Origin of the sequence: Fontibacter flavus (genome assembly GCF_042432905.1) — a bacterium.
Classification (GTDB): Bacteria; Bacteroidota; Bacteroidia; order Cytophagales; family Cyclobacteriaceae; genus Fontibacter; species Fontibacter flavus.
The window spans coordinates 71,244-94,271 of the sequence record NZ_JBHLWI010000037.1; the positions used below are offsets into that span (position 1 = coordinate 71,244).

The 23,028-nt window shown below is 39.8% G+C and carries 20 protein-coding genes; 12 read left to right on the plus strand and 8 right to left on the minus strand.

Features of this window, described 5'->3' with window-relative positions; all coding sequences use genetic code 11:
* The first annotated feature begins 96 nt into the window (after window positions 1-96).
* Both ACFFIP_RS13400 and ACFFIP_RS13405 read left to right on the plus strand, forming a co-directional pair.
* Complete coding sequence (locus tag ACFFIP_RS13400) at window positions 97-1,200, plus strand: serine hydrolase domain-containing protein (RefSeq protein WP_382388169.1); 1,104 nt, start codon at window positions 97-99, stop codon at window positions 1,198-1,200.
* Window positions 1,201-1,412: 212 nt separating this feature from the next.
* Entirely contained in the window at window positions 1,413-2,831 is a 1,419-nt protein-coding gene (locus ACFFIP_RS13405; RefSeq protein WP_382388170.1) for a Glu/Leu/Phe/Val family dehydrogenase, read from the plus strand.
* Between the two features lie 36 nt (window positions 2,832-2,867).
* On the opposite strand, the gene ACFFIP_RS13410 is transcribed toward ACFFIP_RS13405, so the two are convergent.
* On the minus strand, window positions 2,868-3,677 hold the full coding sequence (locus ACFFIP_RS13410; protein WP_382388171.1) for an alpha/beta fold hydrolase: 810 nt from the start codon (window positions 3,675-3,677) through the stop codon (window positions 2,868-2,870).
* Between the two features lie 224 nt (window positions 3,678-3,901).
* Between ACFFIP_RS13410 and ACFFIP_RS13415 the strand changes: the two genes are divergently transcribed.
* The 5 genes from ACFFIP_RS13415 to ACFFIP_RS13435 all read left to right on the plus strand — a co-directional run bounded on the left by ACFFIP_RS13415 (window position 3,902) and on the right by ACFFIP_RS13435 (window position 11,117).
* A complete protein-coding gene (locus ACFFIP_RS13415) occupies window positions 3,902-4,522 on the plus strand; it encodes a TetR/AcrR family transcriptional regulator (protein WP_382388226.1) in 621 nt (206 codons plus the stop codon).
* A complete protein-coding gene (locus ACFFIP_RS13420; protein ID WP_382388172.1) occupies window positions 4,506-5,891 on the plus strand; it encodes a TolC family protein in 1,386 nt (461 codons plus the stop codon). Before ACFFIP_RS13415 ends, ACFFIP_RS13420 begins: the two co-directional genes overlap by 17 nt.
* Before the next feature lie 31 nt (window positions 5,892-5,922).
* Entirely contained in the window at window positions 5,923-7,050 is a 1,128-nt protein-coding gene (locus ACFFIP_RS13425; RefSeq protein WP_382388173.1) for an efflux RND transporter periplasmic adaptor subunit, read from the plus strand.
* Between the two features lie 6 nt (window positions 7,051-7,056).
* Window positions 7,057-10,464: an efflux RND transporter permease subunit gene (locus ACFFIP_RS13430; RefSeq protein WP_382388174.1), complete on the plus strand. Its 3,408-nt coding sequence runs from the start codon at window positions 7,057-7,059 to the stop codon at window positions 10,462-10,464.
* Window positions 10,465-10,616: 152 nt separating this feature from the next.
* The gene (locus ACFFIP_RS13435) at window positions 10,617-11,117 is read left to right on the plus strand and encodes a UpxY family transcription antiterminator (protein ID WP_382388175.1); all 501 of its coding nucleotides are present in this window, start codon (window positions 10,617-10,619) and stop codon (window positions 11,115-11,117) included.
* A gap of 13 nt (window positions 11,118-11,130) precedes the next feature.
* Here the strand turns inward: ACFFIP_RS13435 and ACFFIP_RS13440 are convergent, their stop codons facing one another.
* The 6 genes from ACFFIP_RS13440 to ligA all read right to left on the minus strand — a co-directional run bounded on the left by ACFFIP_RS13440 (window position 11,131) and on the right by ligA (window position 17,320).
* Complete coding sequence (locus ACFFIP_RS13440) at window positions 11,131-11,847, minus strand: hypothetical protein (RefSeq protein WP_382388176.1); 717 nt, start codon at window positions 11,845-11,847, stop codon at window positions 11,131-11,133.
* Window positions 11,848-11,905: 58 nt separating this feature from the next.
* Window positions 11,906-12,094 carry an exodeoxyribonuclease VII small subunit gene (xseB, locus tag ACFFIP_RS13445; RefSeq protein WP_382388177.1) on the minus strand — a complete coding sequence of 63 codons (189 nt, stop codon included), beginning with the start codon at window positions 12,092-12,094 and terminating at the stop codon, window positions 11,906-11,908.
* Between the two features lie 4 nt (window positions 12,095-12,098).
* On the minus strand, window positions 12,099-13,415 hold the full coding sequence (gene xseA, locus ACFFIP_RS13450) for an exodeoxyribonuclease VII large subunit (protein WP_382388178.1): 1,317 nt from the start codon (window positions 13,413-13,415) through the stop codon (window positions 12,099-12,101).
* A 90-nt stretch (window positions 13,416-13,505) separates the two neighbouring features.
* Window positions 13,506-14,363, minus strand: coding sequence for a 4-hydroxy-tetrahydrodipicolinate synthase (gene dapA / locus ACFFIP_RS13455; protein ID WP_382388179.1), 858 nt, complete (start codon window positions 14,361-14,363; stop codon window positions 13,506-13,508).
* Window positions 14,357-14,860: a DUF6913 domain-containing protein gene (locus tag ACFFIP_RS13460; RefSeq protein ID WP_382388180.1), complete on the minus strand. Its 504-nt coding sequence runs from the start codon at window positions 14,858-14,860 to the stop codon at window positions 14,357-14,359. Before ACFFIP_RS13460 ends, dapA begins: the two co-directional genes overlap by 7 nt.
* Window positions 14,861-14,863: 3 nt before the next feature.
* Window positions 14,864-17,320 carry an NAD-dependent DNA ligase LigA gene (gene ligA, locus ACFFIP_RS13465; protein ID WP_382388181.1) on the minus strand — a complete coding sequence of 819 codons (2,457 nt, stop codon included), beginning with the start codon at window positions 17,318-17,320 and terminating at the stop codon, window positions 14,864-14,866.
* 152 nt (window positions 17,321-17,472) lie between these two features.
* Between ligA and ACFFIP_RS13470 the strand changes: the two genes are divergently transcribed.
* The 5 genes from ACFFIP_RS13470 (at window position 17,473) to ACFFIP_RS13490 (ending at window position 22,577) form a co-directional block, all read left to right on the plus strand.
* Entirely contained in the window at window positions 17,473-18,108 is a 636-nt protein-coding gene (locus tag ACFFIP_RS13470; RefSeq protein WP_382388182.1) for a TetR/AcrR family transcriptional regulator, read from the plus strand.
* An 84-nt stretch (window positions 18,109-18,192) separates the two neighbouring features.
* On the plus strand, window positions 18,193-20,253 hold the full coding sequence (gene metG / locus ACFFIP_RS13475; RefSeq protein WP_382388183.1) for a methionine--tRNA ligase: 2,061 nt from the start codon (window positions 18,193-18,195) through the stop codon (window positions 20,251-20,253).
* Window positions 20,254-20,493: 240 nt separating this feature from the next.
* Window positions 20,494-21,744 carry a metallophosphoesterase gene (locus ACFFIP_RS13480; RefSeq protein WP_382388184.1) on the plus strand — a complete coding sequence of 417 codons (1,251 nt, stop codon included), beginning with the start codon at window positions 20,494-20,496 and terminating at the stop codon, window positions 21,742-21,744.
* A 61-nt stretch (window positions 21,745-21,805) separates the two neighbouring features.
* A complete protein-coding gene (locus tag ACFFIP_RS13485; protein WP_382388185.1) occupies window positions 21,806-22,216 on the plus strand; it encodes a DUF4174 domain-containing protein in 411 nt (136 codons plus the stop codon).
* A 118-nt stretch (window positions 22,217-22,334) separates the two neighbouring features.
* On the plus strand, window positions 22,335-22,577 hold the full coding sequence (locus tag ACFFIP_RS13490; RefSeq protein WP_382388186.1) for a hypothetical protein: 243 nt from the start codon (window positions 22,335-22,337) through the stop codon (window positions 22,575-22,577).
* A gap of 15 nt (window positions 22,578-22,592) precedes the next feature.
* On the opposite strand, the gene ACFFIP_RS13495 is transcribed toward ACFFIP_RS13490, so the two are convergent.
* Window positions 22,593-23,009 (minus strand): CBS domain-containing protein, encoded by a 417-nt coding sequence (locus ACFFIP_RS13495; protein WP_382388187.1) that lies wholly within the window; start codon window positions 23,007-23,009, stop codon window positions 22,593-22,595.
* Window positions 23,010-23,028 lie beyond the last annotated feature (19 nt).

Below are 23,028 nucleotides of genomic sequence, written 5' to 3' on the forward strand. Positions count from 1 at the left end.
GATTTTAATAATTTAATTTGGTCATGTTTTTGTGAGAAAACATTTTCCTATTAAATAATTTCTGAGTTTATCAGGTCATATCAATTGAATAAATCAATGTTTAGAAGACTTCTTTCTCTGTTTATTCCCCTTATTATGGTTTTTTTCTCCTGTTCAGAAAAGGAAGAACCGGATAATGGCCCTTCTAATTTATATTTCCCCCCTTTATCAGGGAATACCTGGGAGACTTTGGATACCCAAGGTCTCAATTGGAACCTTCAGGAACTGAACAGATTGGATGATTTGCTTGAAGCTAATGGTACAAGGGCTTTCATTCTATTGAAAAAAGGGAAAATTGTCAGAGAGGTTTATTTCGGTTCCCGACTGGCAAGCAATCAACCATATGATCAAAACTCCCTTTGGTATTGGGCGTCAGCGGGGAAAGCATTGACCGCTACTTTGGTTTGTCTTGCCCAAGAAGAAGGCAAATTGGATTTAAATGAGCCGTCTTCAACATATTTAGGCCAGGGCTGGACTTCTTTGACCATGACCCAAGAGCGTGAAATAACCATTTGGCACCAATTGACCATGACCACAGGCTTGGATGACAGAGTGGGTGATAGGGATGATTTCAGTTCTGACAACCTGAAGTTTTTAGCAAAACCCGGAAGCAGATGGGCTTATCACAATGCTCCCTACACCTTATTGGATAAGGTGGTTGAAAGAGCTACAGATATGTCATTTTCGGATTATTTTAATCAGAAGTTAGCATCGAAGATTGGAATGACGGGTTCTTGGCAAAAGGTTGGCTTCAATAATGTCTTTTTCAGCAATTCCCGGTCCATGGCCAGGTTTGGACTGTTGATATTGGCCAATGGAGAATGGGATGGTCAAAAAGTGATACAGGATAAAAGGTACCTCGAGCAAATGGTTAATACTTCCCAGCAGCTAAATAACAGTTACGGCTACCTTTGGTGGTTAAATGGAAAAAATTCATTTATGCTGCCTACGATTCAGAATGTGTTTCAGGGTTCTTGGGCTCCCAATGCCCCAGGTGATATGTTCTGTGGTCTTGGCAGGGATGGCCAGTACGTATGCATTATACCTTCTATGGAACTTGTAATGGTCAGGCTGGGGGAAAGCCCTGATCAATCTTTGGTCCCTTTTATGTTCCTCGATGAAATCTGGCAACAATTGAATAAAGTTTTGCCTAAAATGTAAAAATTTTCATTCTGTACTATTCTTGGCTTTTGGACTTAATTTTGGTTCAAAAGAGATAATGAAGTCTTTTATCCTGCGATTCTGAATTTTTTAAAAGAAACAATTTCTTACTGTAAGTGCTCATGTTTTGGAATGATCAATATCATCATTGTTTACTAAGTTTTCTTTAAAATGATTTGTATCTTAGTCGTAATACCAAAATAACAAGTTCCATGAGCAAAAAGAAAGAATACAGCTTGTTTGATGATGTATGTGGTTTCGTGGATGAAGCTGCTAAGTATATGGATGTACATCCAGGACTTCTCGAACAGATTAAGCAATGTAATAGCATCTATAAGTTTAACTTCCCTTTGAGGAATGATGACGGGAGTTATGAAGTCATTACTGGTTACAGGATTCAGCACTCACAGCATAAGCTCCCAGCTAAGGGAGGGATTAGGTATAGTACCCATGTCAATGAGGAAGAGGTGAAAGGTCTGGCTGCATTGATGACTTATAAATGTGCCTTGGTGAATGTCCCGTTCGGTGGAGCGAAAGGCGGCGTGTCTATAGATCCATTGAATTACAATGAGCACCAACTGGAAAGAATTACAAGAAGGTATACTGCTGAGCTGATCAAAAAGAAGTTTATAGGTCCTGCCATAGATGTACCTGCGCCGGATTATGGTACAGGAGCGAGGGAAATGGCCTGGATTGTGGATACTTTCGAAGCTTTTAACCCCGAATTGATCAATGCAAAAGGTTGTGTTACAGGAAAGCCTTTGTCGCAGCATGGAATTGATGGCAGAACTGAAGCGACTGGACAAGGTGTATTCTTCGGAATCAGGGAAGCAGTCAATGTAGAGGAGGATATGGCAGCTTTGGGACTGAAGCCGGGTCTGAAAGATAAAACAGTGATTGTTCAGGGCTTGGGTAATGTAGGGTATTATTCCGCCAAATATATCAGTGAAGCAGGAGCCAAGGTTGTTGGAGTAGCAGAGTGGAATGGGGGTATCTGGGATGAGCATGGAATAGATATCGAGGCGCTTAAGCAGTACCAAGTCAAGAACAAAGGTTTTAAAGGTTATCCCAAGGGAGAATTTATCAAGGAAAGTAAAGAGTTATTGACTTATCCTTGTGATATTTTGGTGCCTGCTGCACTGGAAAACCAGATTACCATGGAAAATGCGGATAAAATTCAGGCAAAAATTATAGGTGAAGCAGCCAACGGTCCAGTTACCCAGGAAGCTGAAAAAATCCTTTTGAAAAAAGGCAAATTGGTCATTCCTGATATGTACCTCAATGCGGGAGGGGTGACTGTTTCTTATTTTGAGTGGCTCAAAAACCTTTCCAGGGTTTCATTTGGAAAGTTGGAAAAGCGCTATGATATGGAGAAATACAGGAAGTTGCTGAGCACCATAGAAAATGCCACTGGTGAGGAATTTACTGATATTGAAAGGGATGCTTTGATCCGTGGTGCATCTGAGCGGGATTTGGTGTTGTCAGGATTGGAAGAAACCATGGTGACCTCTTATCAGGCACTTAATCAAAAAAGAAAAGAGAAAAACATACAGAGTTTGAGAACAGCAGCTTTTATTCTAGCGCTTGAGCGAATTGTGATCAGCTATACTGATTTGGGTATTTTCCCGTAATTGTCAGTGGAGAGTGGAAAACAAAAAAGAGGTGGCTTAGTTCACCTCTTTTTTGTTTTTCACCAAATGATGAAAAGTTTCTTCGATCAGGGTATTATGCCCACAGGGAAGTTCAATCGTGACAATTTGTGGGATTTTAGAACTAAATCTATTTAGGTTTTTGGTTGTGATCATAGCGTCATAAGTGCCTGTCACCAAGGTTACCGGTGTTTTATTTAACCTCAAATGATTGATGATTTGACCAAGGTTAGGTTTTAAAGGTTTGAAGACATTCCATGTAAAATACACCTGTGCCCTCATCGTCCGGGAGTGCATTTGTGACTTTACAAACTTGATCAGTGAATTTTGTAAAAGGCCAATACTGTGAAGAACGTCCATGGTTTTAAAAAAACGTTCAGGATGGAATACCACATGTTTAAAAAGCCTGTTTAGGATTCCTGGAAAGGTGGCCATATTGTACCAGAACCCGGTCTTGATCCCATCAGGGGCCATTAAGAGGAGTGACTGGGTAAGGTTAGGAAAAATTTCATAGGTAATCAGGCAAAATTTGCCTCCCATACTGTATCCTATCAAATGGAATTTTTCAAAATTTTCTTTTGTCATTAATTGGAGAATGATTTCACGCCAAATCTCTTTAGTCAGTTTTTGGTGAACTGATTTCCAACTGCTTTGACCATGATAAAACATATCAAAAACTATAAAGCAGTCATCTTTACCTCTCAAAGGTAAGTATGGTTCATAGGCTTTCATATTTTGTCCGAAGCCATGAAAAAGTAAATAGATGTTTTTACCGGATCCATGTTTTTCGTAAGCCAAGTGGCCAAAGCTGGTTTCCAGAAATACCATAATCAAATAAAATTATTGTCTGCTAAAGTTAAAATTAATGAGTCAAAATTCTTTAGATATCTATTTTAAAGTTTAATATTTTGATTTTGTGAATTAAATTGTTTTTTTATAATGTTTTTAGTTCTGATTTCATGTTTTGCCGAAATAAAATTTCTTTAAAAAACCTAAGAAACTTTGAACTTTCCAATAGTTTCCTGAGTTTTGCATCAGAATTTGAAATAACTTTGGAGACAAGAGAGAAAATTATTGAGGCTGCCAAAGAGCAGTTTATGCAGTATGGCGTAAGGTCTGTGACAATGGATGACTTAGCCAGATTAGCGGGGGTTTCGAAGAAAACGATTTATCAGGAGTTTTCGGATAAGAACCAACTGGTTTTCGATACTTTTTCTTCAGCACTGAAGCAGGATATCGAGAAAATGGAAACTTTGCCCAAGGTCAAAGATGGTGTGATTGAGCATTTGGTCGGTCTTACTAATTACATCAGGAAAAGATTTGCTTCACTCAATCCCTATGTATTGAATGAAGTACAGCGTTATTTTCCGCAATCCTGGAAATTGTTCGAGGATTTTAAGCAAGAGCATGTCATCAAGGGTATTAAGGAATTATTGGAAAAAGGCAAGGAAGAAGGCTATTTCCGACCTGAGATCAACACTGAAATAATAGCAACGATGCGTCTTGAGCAGATGATGGCCATATTTGATCCGATAAAGTTCCCACCATCTAAGTACAATCCGGTGGATTTACAGATTGAAGTATTTGAACATTTCCTTTATGGAATTTTTACAGAAAAAGGAAGAGAAGCTTACCTAAACCAAAAAAACACAGTTAATGAAAACCACAATTAAAATGCTTTTCAGGATTTCGGTTTTCCTGATTGCTATTTTATCTCCTTTTCATCTCATCGCCCAGAAGGTGGTTGAATTGTCCTTGGAGGAAAGTTTAAGATATGCTTTGGAAAATAATGTGGATGCGAAAAATGCCCAATTGGAGGTGTTGATTTCCAAAGGTATTATTGGAGAAAACAGAGCTGCTGGATTGCCACAGATCACCGGTTCATTTGAAATGACAAAAAACCTCCAACCTCCCTTACTTATTTTACCGGCCGAGGCAGGGAGTGTCATTGGTGGAGGCAATGGGGATCCTGATCAGGGAAGTGGCCCTTCTGACATTACAGTAATACCTTTTGCTGTTAATTATCAGTCATCGCTTGCTTTCAATTTGGAGCAGATGATTTTCAATGGTTCATATTTTGTTGGACTTAAAGCAGCTAAGACCTTAAAATCACTTACTGAATTTGATAGGTTGAAAACCGAGATTGAAGTAAAAGAAGCGGTGAAGAAAGCTTATTACACAGTCTTGATCAATGAGGAAAGAAAATTATTGGTCGAAGCTAATTTAGAAAGGGTCAAAGCATTGTTGAAGGAAACAGAAGAGCTCTATAATGTCGGATTTGTGGAAAAATTGGATGTTAGTAGAGTCAAAGTCCAAACTAATAACCTGATTTCTGAACAGGAAAAAATTAAAGCAGCTTTGGATATCAGCAAGGAGATCCTAAAGATCCAAATGGGTATGCCTTTATCAGTCGATATTCAAATATCCTCTCGTCTTTCAGACCTTGAAGCTTTAGGAGATATGAACTCATTGCTAGCAGAAAATGGCTCAAAAAGAGTTGAAATAGACCAAATCACCACGAATCTTGATTTGGTCAGATTGGATTTGAAAAATAACCAAGTTCAGTATATCCCAAATATTTCAGCTTTTGGAACATTCCAGAGGGTAACCGGTGCACAGGCCCTCAATACTATTTTTGATTCCCAAAGGTGGTTTTCTTCTTCTTTTGTGGGATTGAGGATGTCAATACCAATCTTTGATGGTTTAAGAAAAAGCTATAGAATACAGCAGAATAGAGTTCAGCTAAGACAACTGGAAAATCAAAGATTTTTTGTTGAAGAAAATGTTGAATTGGAAAAATTTCAATCCAGAACAAACCTCGTCAATTCGATTAGGACTTTAGAAGTTCAGAAAGAAAACAGGGAATTGGCTATGGAAGTTTTCAATATGACCAAAATAAAATATAGTGAAGGAGTGGGTTCCAACCTTGAAGTAGTGGAAGCAGATTCTGCGCTTAAAGAGGCAGAAACCAATTACTTCTCTGCACTTTACGATGCTTTAATAGCCAAAGTGGATCTAGAAAAAGCATTAGGAATACTATAACCAATTATTAAGCAAAATCTTAAAAACACATATGAAAACGAATTTTCAATTTTTAATCATTGCCCTACTTCTATTGGTGGCTTCCTGTGGGGAGAAAGATGAACTGACTGCCAAGAAGGATGATTTGGCCAAAATGAAAAAAGAAGCATCTGAATTAAGAAGTTCAATTGAGGCTTTGGAAAAGGAAATCGCGCAGCTTGATCCTGAATTTGCACTGGCCAACCGAAAAGCAGTGCTTATTTCTACTATAAAACCAACAGTGGGACAGTTTGATCACTTTGTAGAAGTTACAGGATCTGTTTTATCCAAGAAAAATGTTTCCATTTCCGGAGAAGTTTCAGGAAGAATCCAGGAAATTTCCGCTGTTGAAGGCATGCGTGTATCCAAAGGTCAGGTTTTAGCGAGAGTGGATGCAGAGGCCATTCTTCGAAATATCGATGAGGTTCAAAAGCAACTAGAACTTGCAGTAATCATATTTGAAAAACAGGAAAGACTTTGGAATCAGCAGATCGGCACAGAGATTCAATATTTAGAGGCTAAAAACAGAAAAGAGTCTCTTGAAAAAAGTCTGGCGACATTGAAAACTCAGGAATCAAGAACATTGGTAAAAGCACCTTTTACCGGTACAGTGGAGTCGGTATTGGTGAGGACAGGAGAATTGGTGCAGCCAGGTACACCGATGTTCCAATTTGTAGGCGAAAGCGATTTGTTTATCGAAGCAGATGTCTCTGAAAGGTATGTGGGAATCGTCAACAAAGGCGATTCAGTGGAAATTACTTTCCCATCCATCAATCAGACTATGAGCACCAAAGTTTCGGCTGTAGGTTCTATTATCAATCAAAATAACAGAACTTTCAAGGTTGAAGTCTTTCTGCAGAATATGCCATTGGTGAAACCCAACATGATCTCAGTATTGAGAATCAAGGACTATGAAAGCAAGGAGGCCGTCATGGTGCCTAATTACCTGGTACTTCAGGACAATAAAGGAGATTATATCTTCAAAGTGGAAGACAATACCAGTAAGAAGCAATACATCAAAAGAGGTAAAACTTATAGGGAAATCACCGAAGTGTTGGAAGGTCTTACCGGACAGGAAACTTTGGTAGATAAAGGGTTCAGGGAAGTTGGTGATAATTTTATGGTAAACGTTGCCCAATAATCGGTCATGTCCAAAGGAGAAGAACAAAAAAACAAGGTTACCAGAGAGTTTGGATTGAGCTCCCTCTCGGTAGATAATCAGACTTCCGTCGTGATATTGGCGGTCATTATTACAGTATTGGGGATTTTGGGCTACAAGACCATGCCCAAGGAAAGTTTTCCAGAGATTGTCATTCCTACAGTCTATGTAGGTACAGCCTATCCGGGCAACTCTCCTGTGGATATGGAAAACCTGATTACCAGACCTATTGAGAAGGAGCTTAAATCCATCAATAATGTCAAAAGTATCAAGTCCACTTCAGTCCAGGATTTCTCTTCCATAGTGGTGGAATTCAATCCAGGTGTTGAGATTTCCAAGGCTATTCAGGACGTGAAGGATGCAGTTGATAAGTCCAAGAGTGAACTGCCTACGGACTTAGATCAGGAACCGGATGTGATTGAAGTCAATACTTCTGATTTTCCTATCATGAACGTTAATCTTTCCGGTAATTACACTGAGGAAGAGTTGAAAAAATTCGGGGAATTTCTGGAAGATGAAATCGAAAAACTCCCTGAAGTTTCCAAAGCAGAGCTTAGAGGTACAATTGAACGTGAGATCCGAATTGATGCTGACATCTATAAGATGGAAGCTATGGGGGTTTCTTTTGGAGATATTTCTGAAGCAATTTCCCAAGAAAACGTCACTATTTCCGGCGGTAATATTCTTGCCGGTGAATTTAGACGTTCTCTAAGGATCACTGGGGAATTCAAGTCACCCGATGAGCTCAATGGCATCATTATCAAAACAGAGAACAACCGAATCGTATACCTGTCTGATGTGGCCGAAGTGACGGATACTTACAAGGAAAGGGAATCCTATGCCAGGAGTAACAAGCTTCCGGTGGTCACGGTCAATGTTGTGAAAAGAAGTGGTGAGAACCTATTGGATGCCTCCGATAAAATAAAAGACATTTTACAAAAAGCGCAAGCGGAGCGTTTTCCTAGTGATTTGGAGGTCAGCATCACCAATGACCAGTCCAAGACAACACGTGCCCAGGTTAACGACCTTGAGAACTCCATTATTTTCGGGGTAATTTTAGTTGTGTTGGTATTGATGTTTTTCCTTGGCTTCCGAAATGCCCTTTTTGTAGGTATTGCGATTCCACTGTCCATGTTTATTTCATTTCTAGTTTTGAACTCTTTTGGCATTACCCTTAACCTTATGGTGCTTTTTGCCTTGATTCTGGCATTGGGGATGTTGGTGGACAACGGTATCGTGGTGGTAGAGAATATTTACCGATTGATGCAGGAAGGTATGAAGCCTGTACAGGCAGCAAAAGAAGGAGTAGGAGAGGTTGCTTGGCCGATCATTACTTCAACAGCTACTACTTTGGCGGCTTTCTTGCCACTGGCATTCTGGGATGATATTATCGGTGAGTTTATGAAATACCTGCCGATTACGCTTATTATTGTACTTTCTTCATCTTTGTTTGTGGCCTTGGTGGTCAATCCTGTACTGACTTCCTTGTATATGAAGATTCAGGATGTGGATGTGATCAAGCCGAAAAAGAAGAGTCTGATTGTAGCATTAGTCTTCGCAACAATGGCAATTATCAGTTATTTAGCTGGTTCCATGACTTTCGGAAACCTCTTTATGATTGCTGCTGTGCTGACCGTTTTCAATGTTTTTTTCTTAAGATCTGCGATCAGATGGTTTCAGAATGTCTTCCTGGTAAGAATGGAAGATTTGTATGAAAACACGCTTCACTTTGCGCTAAGAGGTAGAAATCCTTATTACTTCTTTGGAGGTGTGAATTTGTTGTTGGTTTTATCCATCGTGTTGCTGGGAATCAAGGCTCCAAAAGTGCTATTCTTTCCAGACAATCAGCCTTCTCTTGTCAATATCTTTATTGAAAATCCAATAGGAACTGACATTGAAGCGACCAATACGTTTTTAATAGAGTTGGAAGACGAGATGTTGGAATTAATGGAACCATATAGTAGTGTAGTAGAATCTATCATTACGCAAGTGGGACAAGGTACAGGTGATCAATCTGAAGGACCAAGTATGGCCAATACCCCACATAAGGCAAAGATTACGATGAGCTTTGTGGAGTATCAGTATCGCCAAGGGGTTAATACCAATAAGATCATGGAAGAAATACGTGATTTGGTGGAAAAATATCCGGGTGTACTGATCACAGTAGATAAGCAGAGAAATGGCCCTCCAGTTGGTAAGGCTGTAAACATTGAGGTAAGTGGAGAAGATTTTCAAAAATTGATTGCTTTTGAAGATCAGTTTAAAGAATATCTCGGGTCTGCCAATATTCCAGGTATAGAGGAATTGAAATCCGACTTGGAATTGGGAAGCCCTGAAGTGATTTTGAAAATTGACAGAGAAAAGGCAAGAAGATTTGGATTGTCTACTTCTACGATCGCCAATGAGCTGAGAACAGCCTTGTTTGGGTTGGAAGTTTCCAAATTCAAGGAAGGAGAAGATGATTTTCCTATTCAGTTGAGATTGAAAGATGAGTATCGATACGACCTTTCTTCACTGATCAATAAAAAAATAAATTTCAGGGACAAATTTGGCAACAAGAAGGAAGTTCCGATTTCTGCCGTAGCTGAACTGGAATATGGATCTACTTATGGTTCGGTAAAAAGAAAAGACCTCAATAAAGTGATTTCCATTTTCTCCAACGTTACGGATGGGTATAACCCCACTGAAATCAATAATCAGTTGAAGGATATGGTAGCCAATTTTGAAATCCCAGACGGTATTACAGTCAAATTTACAGGTGAGCAGGAAGAGCAGGCAAAATCCACAGCCTTTTTGATGAGAGCTTTATTTATAGCAGTTTCTGTAATATTTCTGATTATTGTTGCCCAGTTTAATTCAGTCACTACGCCATTTATTATTATGGCATCGGTGGTGCTGAGTACAATTGGTGTGTTTTTGGGATTGGTGATCTTCAATATGGATTTTGTGGTCATCATGACAGGTATCGGGATTATTTCCCTTGCAGGGGTTGTGGTGAACAATGCCATCGTATTGATTGATTATACCAACCTTGTAAGGGAAAGGAGAAGAAAAGAACTAGATGTTCCGGAAGATGAATACCTTCCTTATGATGAGTTGTTGAAAAGTATTATTGTGGGCGGTAAAACCAGGTTGAGACCAGTACTGTTGACTGCGGTTACTACAGTTTTGGGTTTGGTGCCTTTGGCCATAGGAATGAATATCAACTTTGCTACGTTGTTAAGTTCTTTCGATCCTCAATTCTATGTGGGAGGTGACAATGCAGATTTTTGGGGGCCAATGGCTTGGACTGTAATATTTGGTCTAACCTTTGCGACCTTTCTAACGTTAGTAATCGTACCTGTCATGTATTTACTGGCAGATAAATTAAACATGTTGATTCGTAGACTGAAATAGCATGATTAAATAAAGGTTGGTGGTTTTTAAATGATTAAACCCTTGGGATAATATTCCAGGGGTTTATTTTTTTAACTATGAAATAAAAAGCTTTTTCAACCAGATAAGCCAGTAAGAATGTTTAAATTTGGGTTTTAGATTGAATTGATTTTATGAGCGATTTACAATGGTTTGTTTTGTATACAACTTCAAGAGCAGAGAAGAAAGTTGCCCAAAGATTAAGAGAGAATGGATTGGAAGTTTTCCTGCCAATGGTAGAGGAGCTCCGACAGTGGTCGGATAGAAAAAAGAAAGTACAGAAAGCACTTTTCAATGGATATTTGTTTGTAAAAACAGCCAAAGCCAACCTTTGGGAAGCTTTACAGGTACCGGGTGCTGTCAAATTTGTTCATTTTGCTGGAGAACATGCCACTGTTCGGGAAGAGGAAATAAATACGATTAAAAGAATTCTGGAAACTGGGGTGGCTGTAGAGACTGATGGCTCTGACATCGAAGAAGGCCAACAGGTCAGGATTCTGGGCGGGCCGCTGGAAGGAATGCAAGGGGAGTGCGTCAATAAAGGTAATAAGGATTACTTTATTATTAGAATCCCTGGAATCAATCAGAACATGATGGTAAATATCCCAAGGAAATTTTTGGAGGTGATTTCTTAAACCTGAGCAATCTTTATTGTGCTTTGGATTTCCAGTTAAAGTGTTTTTTGTAAACCACTTGTATTTGGGCCATATGATCTCCAAATCGGTTAAACCCGGCATTTCCATCCAATTCATCAGAAAAAGAAATCAAGAGGGTACCTTCTAGCGCCAGATCTGACCAATTGTCCAGCTTGTAGTTAATTCCGGCCCGTATAGGTACATGGGCAGTAAAGGTATTGGCCCTGGTTTCTGTTGCATTATAGGAGTAGGATTCTTTGCGATTAACAAACAGGGCACCTAATCCCATTCCTCCATAAAGGTTGAAGATACCCCTGTTCATATGGTTTTCATAAGGGAAAAGCCAAAAAACAGGCATCAGATCCAAGTAAAATGCTTGTCCTCTAAATGTAAAAGCACTTCCTCTTGATCTCCAGATTTCTTCTATTCTTGGCCCATATAAGCCATCTGGACTACTAGAAATCCATTGTATGCCGGTACTGATTTGGTATCCAAAGTGCCGAGAGAATTTTTTGGTATAAGAACCAGTAATAGCAGGCTTCCATAGAAAATCCCATGTTCCATAAGGCCCTGCATTGTCTCCATAAATAAAGGAAGGTCCCGCTCCCAAAGCCCAAATATTGTTTTTGGGTGTTTTTTCTTTATAAAAACTCTGACCAATTGCAGGAAAAGTTAAGCAAGAGAACATAATTCCTACAACAAGTGGTTTAAAGGTAGCTGAAAATGACATCAAAGGGACTTAAAGTTTAAGGGATTAAAAGAATGGTTTGATTGCGTCAATAAATATATTAAGCTTCAGGTTCGTCGCTTAAGGCTCTGCCTATTTCCTCCTCAGTCATCCTTAATTTTGATTTACATTCTTTGACCAGTGCTGATGCCTCTTTAACCAAATTAGAAAGATCATCCATGCCAGTTTCACCTTTTTCCAACAAGGTGACAATTTCTTCCAATCTTTTAAGTGATTTATCGTAGCTCATATTGTCATGATTTTTTTTTCTCAATAGTTATGATTGTACTTTCAATGATGTTTTTCACGGAATAAGTAGTCATTTTGTCTCCCGTTTTGATGGTTCCCAAATGCAGTGGGACACCATTTATTTCAGAGCGGGTATAACCTTTCTCAAAGAATGTGTTGGGGTCCATTCTGGCGATGTCTTTCTCCAATTGCCTGATCTTTTGCTCTGATTTTTGAATAAGGAGCGTACTCGCCTTTCTCAGGTTTTGATTGAAGTTGTCCAAATTCAGGGCTTTAATGGAAAGTTGTTGCACAGCAAGTGACCTGATTTGTTTTGTTCTAAAGGAAAGATTATCAGTGGTTTGGTGTAAAGTGAATTTAGCTTGCTGGTGAAGCCTTCTTTCAAGTTCTCTCAGCATTTTTTCTTCCCAAAACCAAATTTGAGAAGCGTTTCTTTCCAAAATTTTCATCAAACCTTTTATTTTTTCCTCAAAGGCATGAAATCCTGAAAGCAGGAATTCAGCTGTGGCCGTAGGCGTTTTCATTTTGGTATGTGCTACCAAATCTGCAATGGTCTCATCCCTTTCATGCCCGATACCAGTAATGACAGGGATTGGACAAGAGGCGATCTTAACTGCCAATTGGTAATCATCAAAACAGTCCAGGTCCAATTGTGACCCACCACCCCGGATCAGCACAATAGCATCAAAGGCTTTTGTAAGATTGTCCTGTATAACTTCGTCTAAGGCCCTGATCATGGTTGCAGGGGCGTCTATACCCTGTAAGGTCGCCTGGTAAAGCTTATAGTGGATCCTGTATCCAAAACGGTTGTTATCGATTTGGTTGATAAAATCACCATACCCAGCAGCGGTTGCAGAGCTGATTACAGCGATTTTCTGAGGAACTTCAGGAAGTGCCAGCCTTTTATTCAGCTCCATCATACCCTCTGCAGTAAGTTTATCTATTATTTCTTGACGAATACGGGCCCTCTCTCCTAAAGTGAAATTCGGATCTATATCCTTTACGTTTAGGCTTATTCCATATATTTCATGAAAAGTCACATTGACCTGTGCAAGTACTTTCATGCCTGTCTTCAGATCCTGCCCTGTGATGGTTTTGAACTTGGAGGCAATTCCTCTAAAAGTATATGCCCAGATATTGGCCCTGATTTTTGCGACAATTTGATTTCCCTGTTTTTCCACCAGATCCAAATAGGCATGGCCTTGTCTAGCTTGATTGAGTTCAGCGATTTCTGCTATTACCCAGTAGGCAGGTTCCAATTGGATATCCAGGGTCTCCTTGATGAGCTGGTTGAGCGCTAAAAGTGAAATGGCTTGCTGCATTCGGAAAATTAATCAGGAAAACTGAATTATGGAAAAGAAAATGCCCTATCGTTTTATGGATAGGGCATAAATAGCTGGGAAATCAGGTATTTATTTTACAAGATTTTTATTAATTCTTGATTTTAAGTTTTCGCTGGCTTTGAGTAAAGGAAGTCTTACTGTATCTCCGCAAATTCCCAATACACTCATCAAATATTTCAGTCCAACAGGATTAGCTTCTTCGTACATCATTGGATTGATGTCCAATAGTTTGAAAGCAGCCATTCTTGAAGTTTCTAGATCTGCATGGCAAATATCCCGGAAAATTGCCGGATAGGCATTTGCCAAAACTGAAATAACACCATGTCCACCTATGACTTTCATAGATGGTGTCAGGATATCATCACCAGAGATCAATAGAAAATCCTCAGGCATTTTTGCTGCTATACGCATACATTGGGACAGATCCCCACTGGCCTCTTTGATGCCGATGATATTGGGATGTTTGGCCAGTTCCAAAGTAGTCTGATAAGTTAGATTGGACATGGTCCTACCCGGCACGTTGTATAGGATTACAGGAACAGGGCATGCATCAGCTATAGCCTGATAATGGGCAATGATGCCAGCTTGAGTAGGTTTGTTATAATATGGACTTACTGATAAAATGGCATCAATACCTGAGAAATCTGTATGCTTGATTTCTTCTAAAATAGCCTGCGTGTTATTTCCTCCGATGCCATATACGATGGGTAATCTTCCTGCATTGTATTCCAAAGAAGCTTTTAGGACAGATTTTTTTTCCTCTTTGGTCATGGTGGAAGATTCGCCAGTGGTACCTTGAACCACAAGATAATCTACTCCTCCTTGTATGACATGTTCGATGACGCGCTTTAGGCCATCATAATCTATGGACATATCTTCATGAAAAGGGGTAATCAATGCAACACCTGTTCCGTGAAATTTTAACATGCTTCTTTTATTTTATTTAAGTAATTAATCAAATGTTGGATGTTTTCATGTAGATCATCGCCTTCAGTTTGAAGCATGAGATCTAAATAGGCTTCATTTTCCTTAGAATAAAAGCCAAGATTAAGGGAACTCTTATTAGCGAGCAGCAAATAACGCAAATATGGATTAAGCTGTAAAGGAAGGACTAAAATAAAATCCATTTTTTCCAGCAGAAACTCATTTAGGTAGTCAGAATGCTGTCCCCAGATATTGAAATGCTTATGAGAAAAGGCTTCTACTTTTGTTGATTTTCCTTCATTGTAAAACAGGCCAATTATCCTCACCTTATAGCCCCAAAGGTTTCTGATTACTTCTTTGGTAAGTTCAAATTCCTCCTCAGCACCTGCGAGGATGCCGATCTGTTTGATTTGAGTTGGAACGATAATTTCTTTTTTTGACTGCAGTCGCATCCTTGATTGGTTCTGCTTCTGCACCATGATGTCTTTGATCCACTTCATCTGTTAAGCCTTTTTGCCGACCATCTGAAGGAATTCATCTTCAGAAATCATTTTAACACCCAATTTTTCGGCTTTTTCTTTTTTACTCGGTCCCATGTCTTCTCCCTCAATGATAAAGTCCAGTGCTTTCGAAACGGATTTGAGATATTGCCCCCCATTTGCCTCTACGAAGTCTATGATTTCGTCCCTTTTGAAATGGTTAAGTTTTCCTGAAGCCAAGATCTTTAATCCTTCCAGACTCGTGCTTTCTAATTTCCTTTCCTCCTCTACCAACACAAAGTTCAGCCCATGGGTTTTCAATCTTTCAATTAATTCCAGATTTTCCGGGTCTTTGAAATACTCATGGATACTGCTGACCAATGTTTCTCCCACACCATTGATGTTCAAAAGTTCCTCTGCACCTGCGTTTTTCAAAGCATCAATATTTTTGAAATGCTTGGCCAAAATCTGGGCTGTATTTTCACCGATATTTCTGATTCCCAAAGCAAAAAGGAGTTTTTCAAAAGGTTGGGATTTCGATGCTCTTATCCCTTCCAGCATATTGGAAATGACACCTTCCTGAAAAGTATTGGCTTTGAGTTTTTTGACCCTATCTTCCTGTTCCCTGCTCAATGGCAGATTCAGCTTCAGAAGGATGCCATGTACTGTGTTTTCGTGCATTGAAGCTTCTACTAGTTTGCTCAAGGATATCCAGTTACCGATCAGCACATTCAGCACAACCGGTACAGGTAGATGGTCTTCCATTTGTGGCAAGGGACTGTTTTCCAGAATTTCTTCCAGTTTCATCAGTGTGCCCACATTCTGGGCTACTTTTTTGTTGGAGGCTCTGATGAAAAGTTCAAAGGCTTTGATAACCCGTTTCAAAGGTTGATCAGTGTGTCTCTCTGTGAATTTTTGGATTGCTGACAGGGACAGACCATCGGTTAATGCAAAAAATGCTTTGGTGAGGGAAATAAATAGATAGCCGTCATCTGATTTTTGATATTGGTCTTGACTCATTTCAAGACCAAGTAGCTGGTCAGCCTTACCTTCCAATTCGTAGAGATCTGCAAAGTTTCGAATATAATGCTGATCTATAAGGGTTTTGATTCTTTCGGTCCCTAAAGAATCAATGTCCATGGCTCTTTTATGAACAAAATGTTCAATTCTACCCAGCAATTGTGGAGGGCAGCTTTTGGTGTTGGGGCAGAAGTGTTTGGCTTCGCCTTCTTTTCTTTCTAAGAGAGTACCGCACTCCGGACAAAGGTCGATGTAGGCAATTGGTTTTGCCCCATTTTTTCTTTTTTCCAGCGCTACGCCGGTGATTTTTGGGATGATTTCACCTCCTTTTTCCACAAAAACAGTATCCCCTTCATGCAGTCCCAATCTTTCAATTTCATTGGCATTGTGTAGTGATGCACGCTTCACTGTGGTTCCTGCCAAATGCACAGGAGCAAGATTGGCCACAGGAGTAATGGCACCTGTTCTTCCCACCTGATAGGTAATGGATAGCAATTCAGATTCAGCACTCTCGGCTTGGTATTTATAAGCAATTGCCCATCTTGGTATTTTGGCAGTAAAGCCAAGTTCTTCTCTCTGTTCGTAGTCGTTGATTTTGAGTACTACGCCATCGGTATCTAAAGGCAAAGTAAAACGGTCTTCTTTCCAGGATTCTATATATCCCAATACCTCTCTGATGTCTTTGCATTTGGTATAAGTAGGAGAGACGTTGAATCCCCACTTTTCAATGAGATGGATAGCCTCGTCATGTTTGTCTACCCCAATCTCATCGCCTAACAATTGGTAGAAGTAACAATTTAGCCTCCTTTTGGCAACTATGCTGCTGTCCTGCATTTTGACAGTTCCGGAAGCCGCATTTCGCGGATTGGCCAGCAAAGCTTCACCGTTTGCTTCTCGCTCCTCATTGATTTTTTCGAATTCTTTTTTCGGAAGAAAAATCTCGCCCCGTACTTCAAATTTTTCAGGAATATTGTCACCCTTGATGTGTAAAGGGATATTTCTGATTGTTTTGATGTTTTCAGTCACCACATCTCCTCGTGTACCATCTCCCCGGGTGACAGCTCTTACCAATCTGCCGTTTTCATACACCAAACTTATCGCTACCCCATCAAACTTCAACTCACAAAAATATTCATACTCTCTATGGCCAAGCCCTTTGGCAACCCTCTCATCAAAAGCCAAAAGCTCTTCCTCTGAGTAGGTGTTACCCAAGGATAGCATGCGGTACTCGTGGAGTGCAGTCTCAAATTCTTTGGTAATGGTGCCGCCTACCCTTTGACTGGGGCTATCAGATGCTAAAAATTCCGGAAAGGCAGATTCCAGACTGATGAGTTCTTCCAAGAGTTTATCAAACTCAAAATCAGAGATTTCGATTCGGTGTTCCTGGTAATAGATATGGTTATGATAATTGATCTGCTTGGTAAGTTCTTCGATCCTAGCCTTGGCCTGTTGTGGAGTCATAGATATTAGTTCAAAACTTTCTGTGGTGTAATCATTCAAAATTAAGCTTTGTCCAAAGAATGAACAAGCAATACATGGGCAACAATGGTTTTTATTTGATGGATGACGTTAATGATCGGGATTGACTATATTTGTTCTCAATTCAGCACAATATGAGTAAAAAAGCAGATATCGAATCCCGTATCCTTGATGTTTCCTACAAACTTTTTTTGGAACAGGGTTATAAAAATACCACCATGGACGATATTGCCCAGCGTTTGACGATGAGTAAAAAGACGCTTTACAAGTATTTCCCGGGTAAAATGGAACTGTTGGCAGCTTCATTTGAGATTCTAAAAAACCGACTTTCTTTGAAAGTATCAACGCTATTGGAAAACCAATACATTCCCTACACTGCTAAATTGAAATCCTTGCTGACGGTAGTGGCTACCGACCTTGCGCCAATCAATCCTGAGCTTTTGGAGGATTTAAGGGAACATGCACCTGAAATCTGGAAAAATCTGCAGGAGTATATTCGGGAATCAGCATATCTCCGGTTTCATAAACTTATTCAGGAGGGAAAGGAAAAGGGATTTGTAGCTTCTCATGTAAATGTAAGTTTGGTAGTGTTGATATATGCCTCCGCCATCCAAAATCTGATTGATTCTAAATTTTTAGCACAGTTTCCAGGACAAATCAAAGATAAAATGGGATTGAAAACTTCCGAAATATATGATCAGGTTATTCAGATCATCTATCACGGAATCCTGACTGAAGATGCCAAAAAAGATTTTCATGGATTAGGATAAACCTTATAAGACAATCTAAATTGAAATGTTTCCAAAAGGGGTTTGATTGTACCAATCCCGTTCAATTGACTATCTTTGCAGCCGATGAAAAATAAAAATTTTAAACGATATACAGTTACTTCAGCTTTGCCCTATGCCAACGGACCTCTTCACATTGGTCACTTGGCGGGATGCTATATTCCTTCAGATATCTATGTCAGGTACCTGAGATCCAATGACAGGGATGTTGCCTATGTCTGTGGTTCAGATGAACATGGTGTAGCCATTACCATCAAAGCCAAAAAAGAGGGGATTACCCCTCAGGAAGTGGTGGACAGGTACCATGAGATCATGAAAAAAAGCTTTGAAGAGTTTGGAATCAGCTTTGATCACTATTCCCGTACTTCTGCTAAAATCCATCATGAAACAGCTGCAGGATTCTTTAAAGATCTATATGAAAAAGGAGAATTTCTGGAACAGGTTACCGAGCAATATTATGATGAGGAAGCAGGACAGTTTTTGGCAGATAGATATATAGAAGGTACCTGTCCGAAATGTGGCCATGATGGTGCCTATGGAGATCAGTGTGAGAAATGTGGCAGTTCGCTCAATCCTACAGATCTGATTAATCCCAAATCAAAGTTAAGTGGGAGTACACCGGTTTTGAGAGAGACCAAACATTGGTTTCTGGATTTGGCGAGATATACAGATTTTTTGAAAAACTGGATACTTGTTGAGCATGCAAACGACTGGAAAAACAATGTGCTGGGTCAATGTCGCTCGTGGCTGGAGGCAGGAGAAGGTCTTCAGGCCAGGTCAATGACCAGGGATATGGATTGGGGAATTCCAGTTCCAGTAGAAGGGGCAGAAGGTAAAGTGCTTTATGTCTGGTTTGATGCGCCGATAGGATATATCTCATCCACCAAGGAGTGGGCTGCTCAAAAAGGAATCGATTGGGAACCTTATTGGAAAGATGAGGAAACCAAATTGGTTCATTTTATAGGGAAAGACAATATCGTATTCCATTGCATCATTTTTCCTGCCATTTTGAAAACCCATGGAGGCTATGTCCTTCCGGAAAATGTACCAGCCAATGAGTTTTTGAATCTGGAGGGAGATAAGATTTCCACTTCAAGAAACTGGGCCGTATGGTTACATGAGTATTTGGAGGAGTTTCCCGGCAAACAGGATGTGTTGCGTTATGTATTGACGGCAAATGCACCTGAGACAAAAGACAATGACTTTACCTGGAAGGATTTTCAATCCAGGAATAATTCCGAACTGGTTGCAGTTTTCGGTAATTTCGTCAATAGGGCAGTAGTGCTTACCCATAAATTTTTCGATGGTCAGATACCTGCATTGGCGGAGTTGAATGATTTTGACAGAGACGCCTTAGCTGCGCTTCAAGAGTATCCTGAGAAAATTGCGGCCTCTATCGAAAGGTACCGTTTCAGAGAGGCTTTGTCTTTTGTAATGGACTTTGCAAGAGTAGGGAATAAATACCTGGCAGATACAGAACCTTGGAAAACCATCAAGGAAGATCAAGAACGTACTGGGACAATCCTGAATATTGCCCTGAACATTGCTGCTAATCTTGCAGTATTGGCTGAACCCTTCCTTCCTTTTACTGCAGCTAAAATGTTTGACATGTTTAATCTGAAAGGTTTGAAATGGCAGGATACCGGTCGTCAGGATTTGCTGCAGGCTGGGCAAAAAATCAACGCAGCTTCCCTGTTATTCGAAAAAATTGAGGACAATGTGGTAGAAGCCCAAGTGAACAAATTGATGGAATCAAAAAAGCAAAATGAACTGGCCAATGCCAAAGCGGCTCCAATGAAGGATATCATCACCTATGATGATTTCGCAAAACTGGATATGCGGCTAGTGAAGGTATTGACGGCTGAACCTATGCCTAAGTCCAAAAAGCTGCTAAAGCTGACAGTTGATACCGGGTTGGGTGTCCGAACCGTTTTGAGTGGCGTGGCAGAACATTTCAAACCTGAAGACCTGATTGGAAAACAGGTAACCATGCTGATCAATCTAGCTCCCCGTAAAATGATGGGGGTAGATTCTGAGGGGATGATCCTGATGGCGGAAGATAGGGATGGCAGTTTGAGGTTGCTGAATCCTGATAGGCCAACAGCAGATGGTTCTACCATTTCTTAATTGACAATTGACGAAAATCATGTAGGTCATTCCATGGAGAACGTGCCTACATCTCTTTTTATCCCACTATGAAGTTTTGCTTATCCAAGGAACTGCCTAGTGGGATTTTTTGTGAAAGCAGGGTTATCCCTTTCCTATATTTTCAAGAGAAGCATTATGCTTGGGGAAGTGTTATTTTATTTAGAATAGTGAACATTTCTGACAGATTTGCTGTATTAGAATGGTAAAAAAATAATCTTCATGAACCTATTAGGTAGCGCAGTTTTCTTACTGGCAATATTATTATTCTCCACATTTCTCAACTGGTATGTATTTCAAGCCATCAAGACCTTGAGCCTAGGTTTGACTTCGGAAAAACTTAGACAGGGCATCTATGTCGCTTATTGGATTATTTTCGGAGGGATTACCATTTGGTACTTGGTCACTTTCCTGAGGATCTTTTTAGAGGGGGAGATCAGTACCTCGACCCAAACGATGCTAAATGTCTTCTTGACAGTAGTGGTTACTCAGCTGGTTTGCGTAGTGTTTTTGTTTGGTGAAGATATAGTGAGAAATATTCAGGCAGGCATTTCCTATTTAGTTGGTGGGGCCAAGGATTTTGCTTTTCCTACAAGAAAAACATGGGTAAGTACACTGGCCATTCTGGTAGCTGCAATTCCATTTTTCAGCTTTGTTTATGGCATCACAGTTGGCAAGCATAATTTTAAAGTCCACAAAGAAACGATCTATTTTGAAGATCTTCCTGAGGCATTTGATGGCTTTACCATCACGCAGATTTCTGATATCCATTCCGGGAGTTTCAAAGACAGGGCCATCATTCAGAAAGGAGTAGATCTTGCAAAAGCACAGGGCTCAGATTTGCTGGTTTTTACGGGAGATTTGGTAAACCATAAAGCTGAAGAAATAGAACCATTTTTAGACCAATTTGAGGCCATCAAAGCCCCTTATGGAAAATTTTCCATATTGGGGAATCACGATTATGGGGATTATATACCCTGGCCAAATAAAGATGCCAAAGAGAAGAATTTTGAGAAATTAAAGCAGCAGCATGGAAGAATGGGTTTCCAGTTACTGCTTGATGAGCATGTTACTATTGAAAAAGATGGTCAAATGCTACAATTGATCGGTGTGGAAAACTGGGGCGTTGGCTTCAAGTCAAAAGGGAATTTGGAAAAAGCTCTGGAAGGAACGGAGAAGCCTGAATTCAAAATTTTACTTTCCCATGACCCATCTCACTGGGATGAGGAGGTGAAAAAACATGAAAACCCTGTTCAACTTACCTTATCGGGGCATACTCATGGTATGCAATTTGGTATAGAAACGCCAATCATTAAATGGAGTCCTGTACAATACCGCTATCCAAATTGGGCCGGACTTGCAGAACAAGATGGGAAGTACCTCTATGTCAACAGGGGATTTGGGTTCCACGCCTTTTCTGGAAGGGTCGGTATTTGGCCTGAGATTACAGTGATTGAACTACGGAAAAAATAACACAAGTTAGTTTTCGGAAATTGGTTGATAAACAAATGGTTTTGAATCCTGTTTAATAGATATGAATTTTATTTATATCATCCTATTTTTCTTGCTTTTTGCTTCATGGGAAAAGCCCAAAAAGCTGGAGGATTTCAGGTGGGAAAATAGGGTTGTTTTGTATTTTCCCAAAGATAAGGTTGAGAGCCTACTTGTTGCGGATAATCTGCAAGAAGCCTTGGCCAAGCGCAAGATTGTCTATATTATTTTCAACGATCCTTTGCTCAGCAATGCTGAAATGGAATTCAGTGAAAATTACCAAGAGCAATTGAAAATGAAATATCAAATCAGCGCAGGGAAAAGTAAATGGGTGTTGATAGGGCTGGACGGCATGGCAAAACTGAATCAGGAAGGTGACTTGGACTGGGATTTAATTTTTAGGACTATTGATTCCATGCCTATGAGGCAATCAGAAATCAGGAGAAAGAAATAATGTGATTATTTTTAGTTGTTACATACTTTTATTGAGGTTCTTAGGTAAAAAATACCCTGTTCTGGGTATTTTTGTAATGAATTACTTAGGTTAAATTTGAGAGTAAATTAATCGGCCAATGAAATTCTTTTACCTCTCAACCCAAGCTTCTGATAAAGGTATCTATGAACTTCATCATAGAGATTGTGTGCATCTGCCTCCAGTAAGCCACAGGGAATATATAGGTCCTTATGATAACGGAAAGGAAGCATTGAAAAAGGCTATCAATTTCAATCCCAATGCTTCTCTTTGTCCAATGTGTAATAAATCCCTAATTAATTTGAATACTGAAAACAGTAAGAAACCCAAGGTGGAAAAATAAGCTTCCATATTTCCCTTAATATTGCTCAAGCATATATTTAATAATGTCTGTTGTGGTGACGATTCCCTTTAGTTCTTCACCTTCCACTACCGGTAGGGCATGGAATTCTTCATTTGCAAAGATTTCAGCAACATCCCTGATGGAATCATTGGGATTCACCATTTTTAGTTTAGAGGTCATTACCTGTGGAATACTGAGTATTTCCAGTACAGCCTCATCTGCTCCTTCCTGATTTTCAAATAGGGCACCAAAGGTTAGTCTGTTTATATCTGTACGGCTGATAATTCCAGCAATTTTTTTTCCGGAAAGGACGGGGAGATGTCTGATTTTATGTTTTCTAAATATCTCCATTACATCTTGCAGCTTGTCCTGTTCTTGTACGGCCACAACTTTTGTGGTCATAATGCTGCTTATAGGTTCTCGCTTTTTCATGGCTTCTGGGCTTTTGATT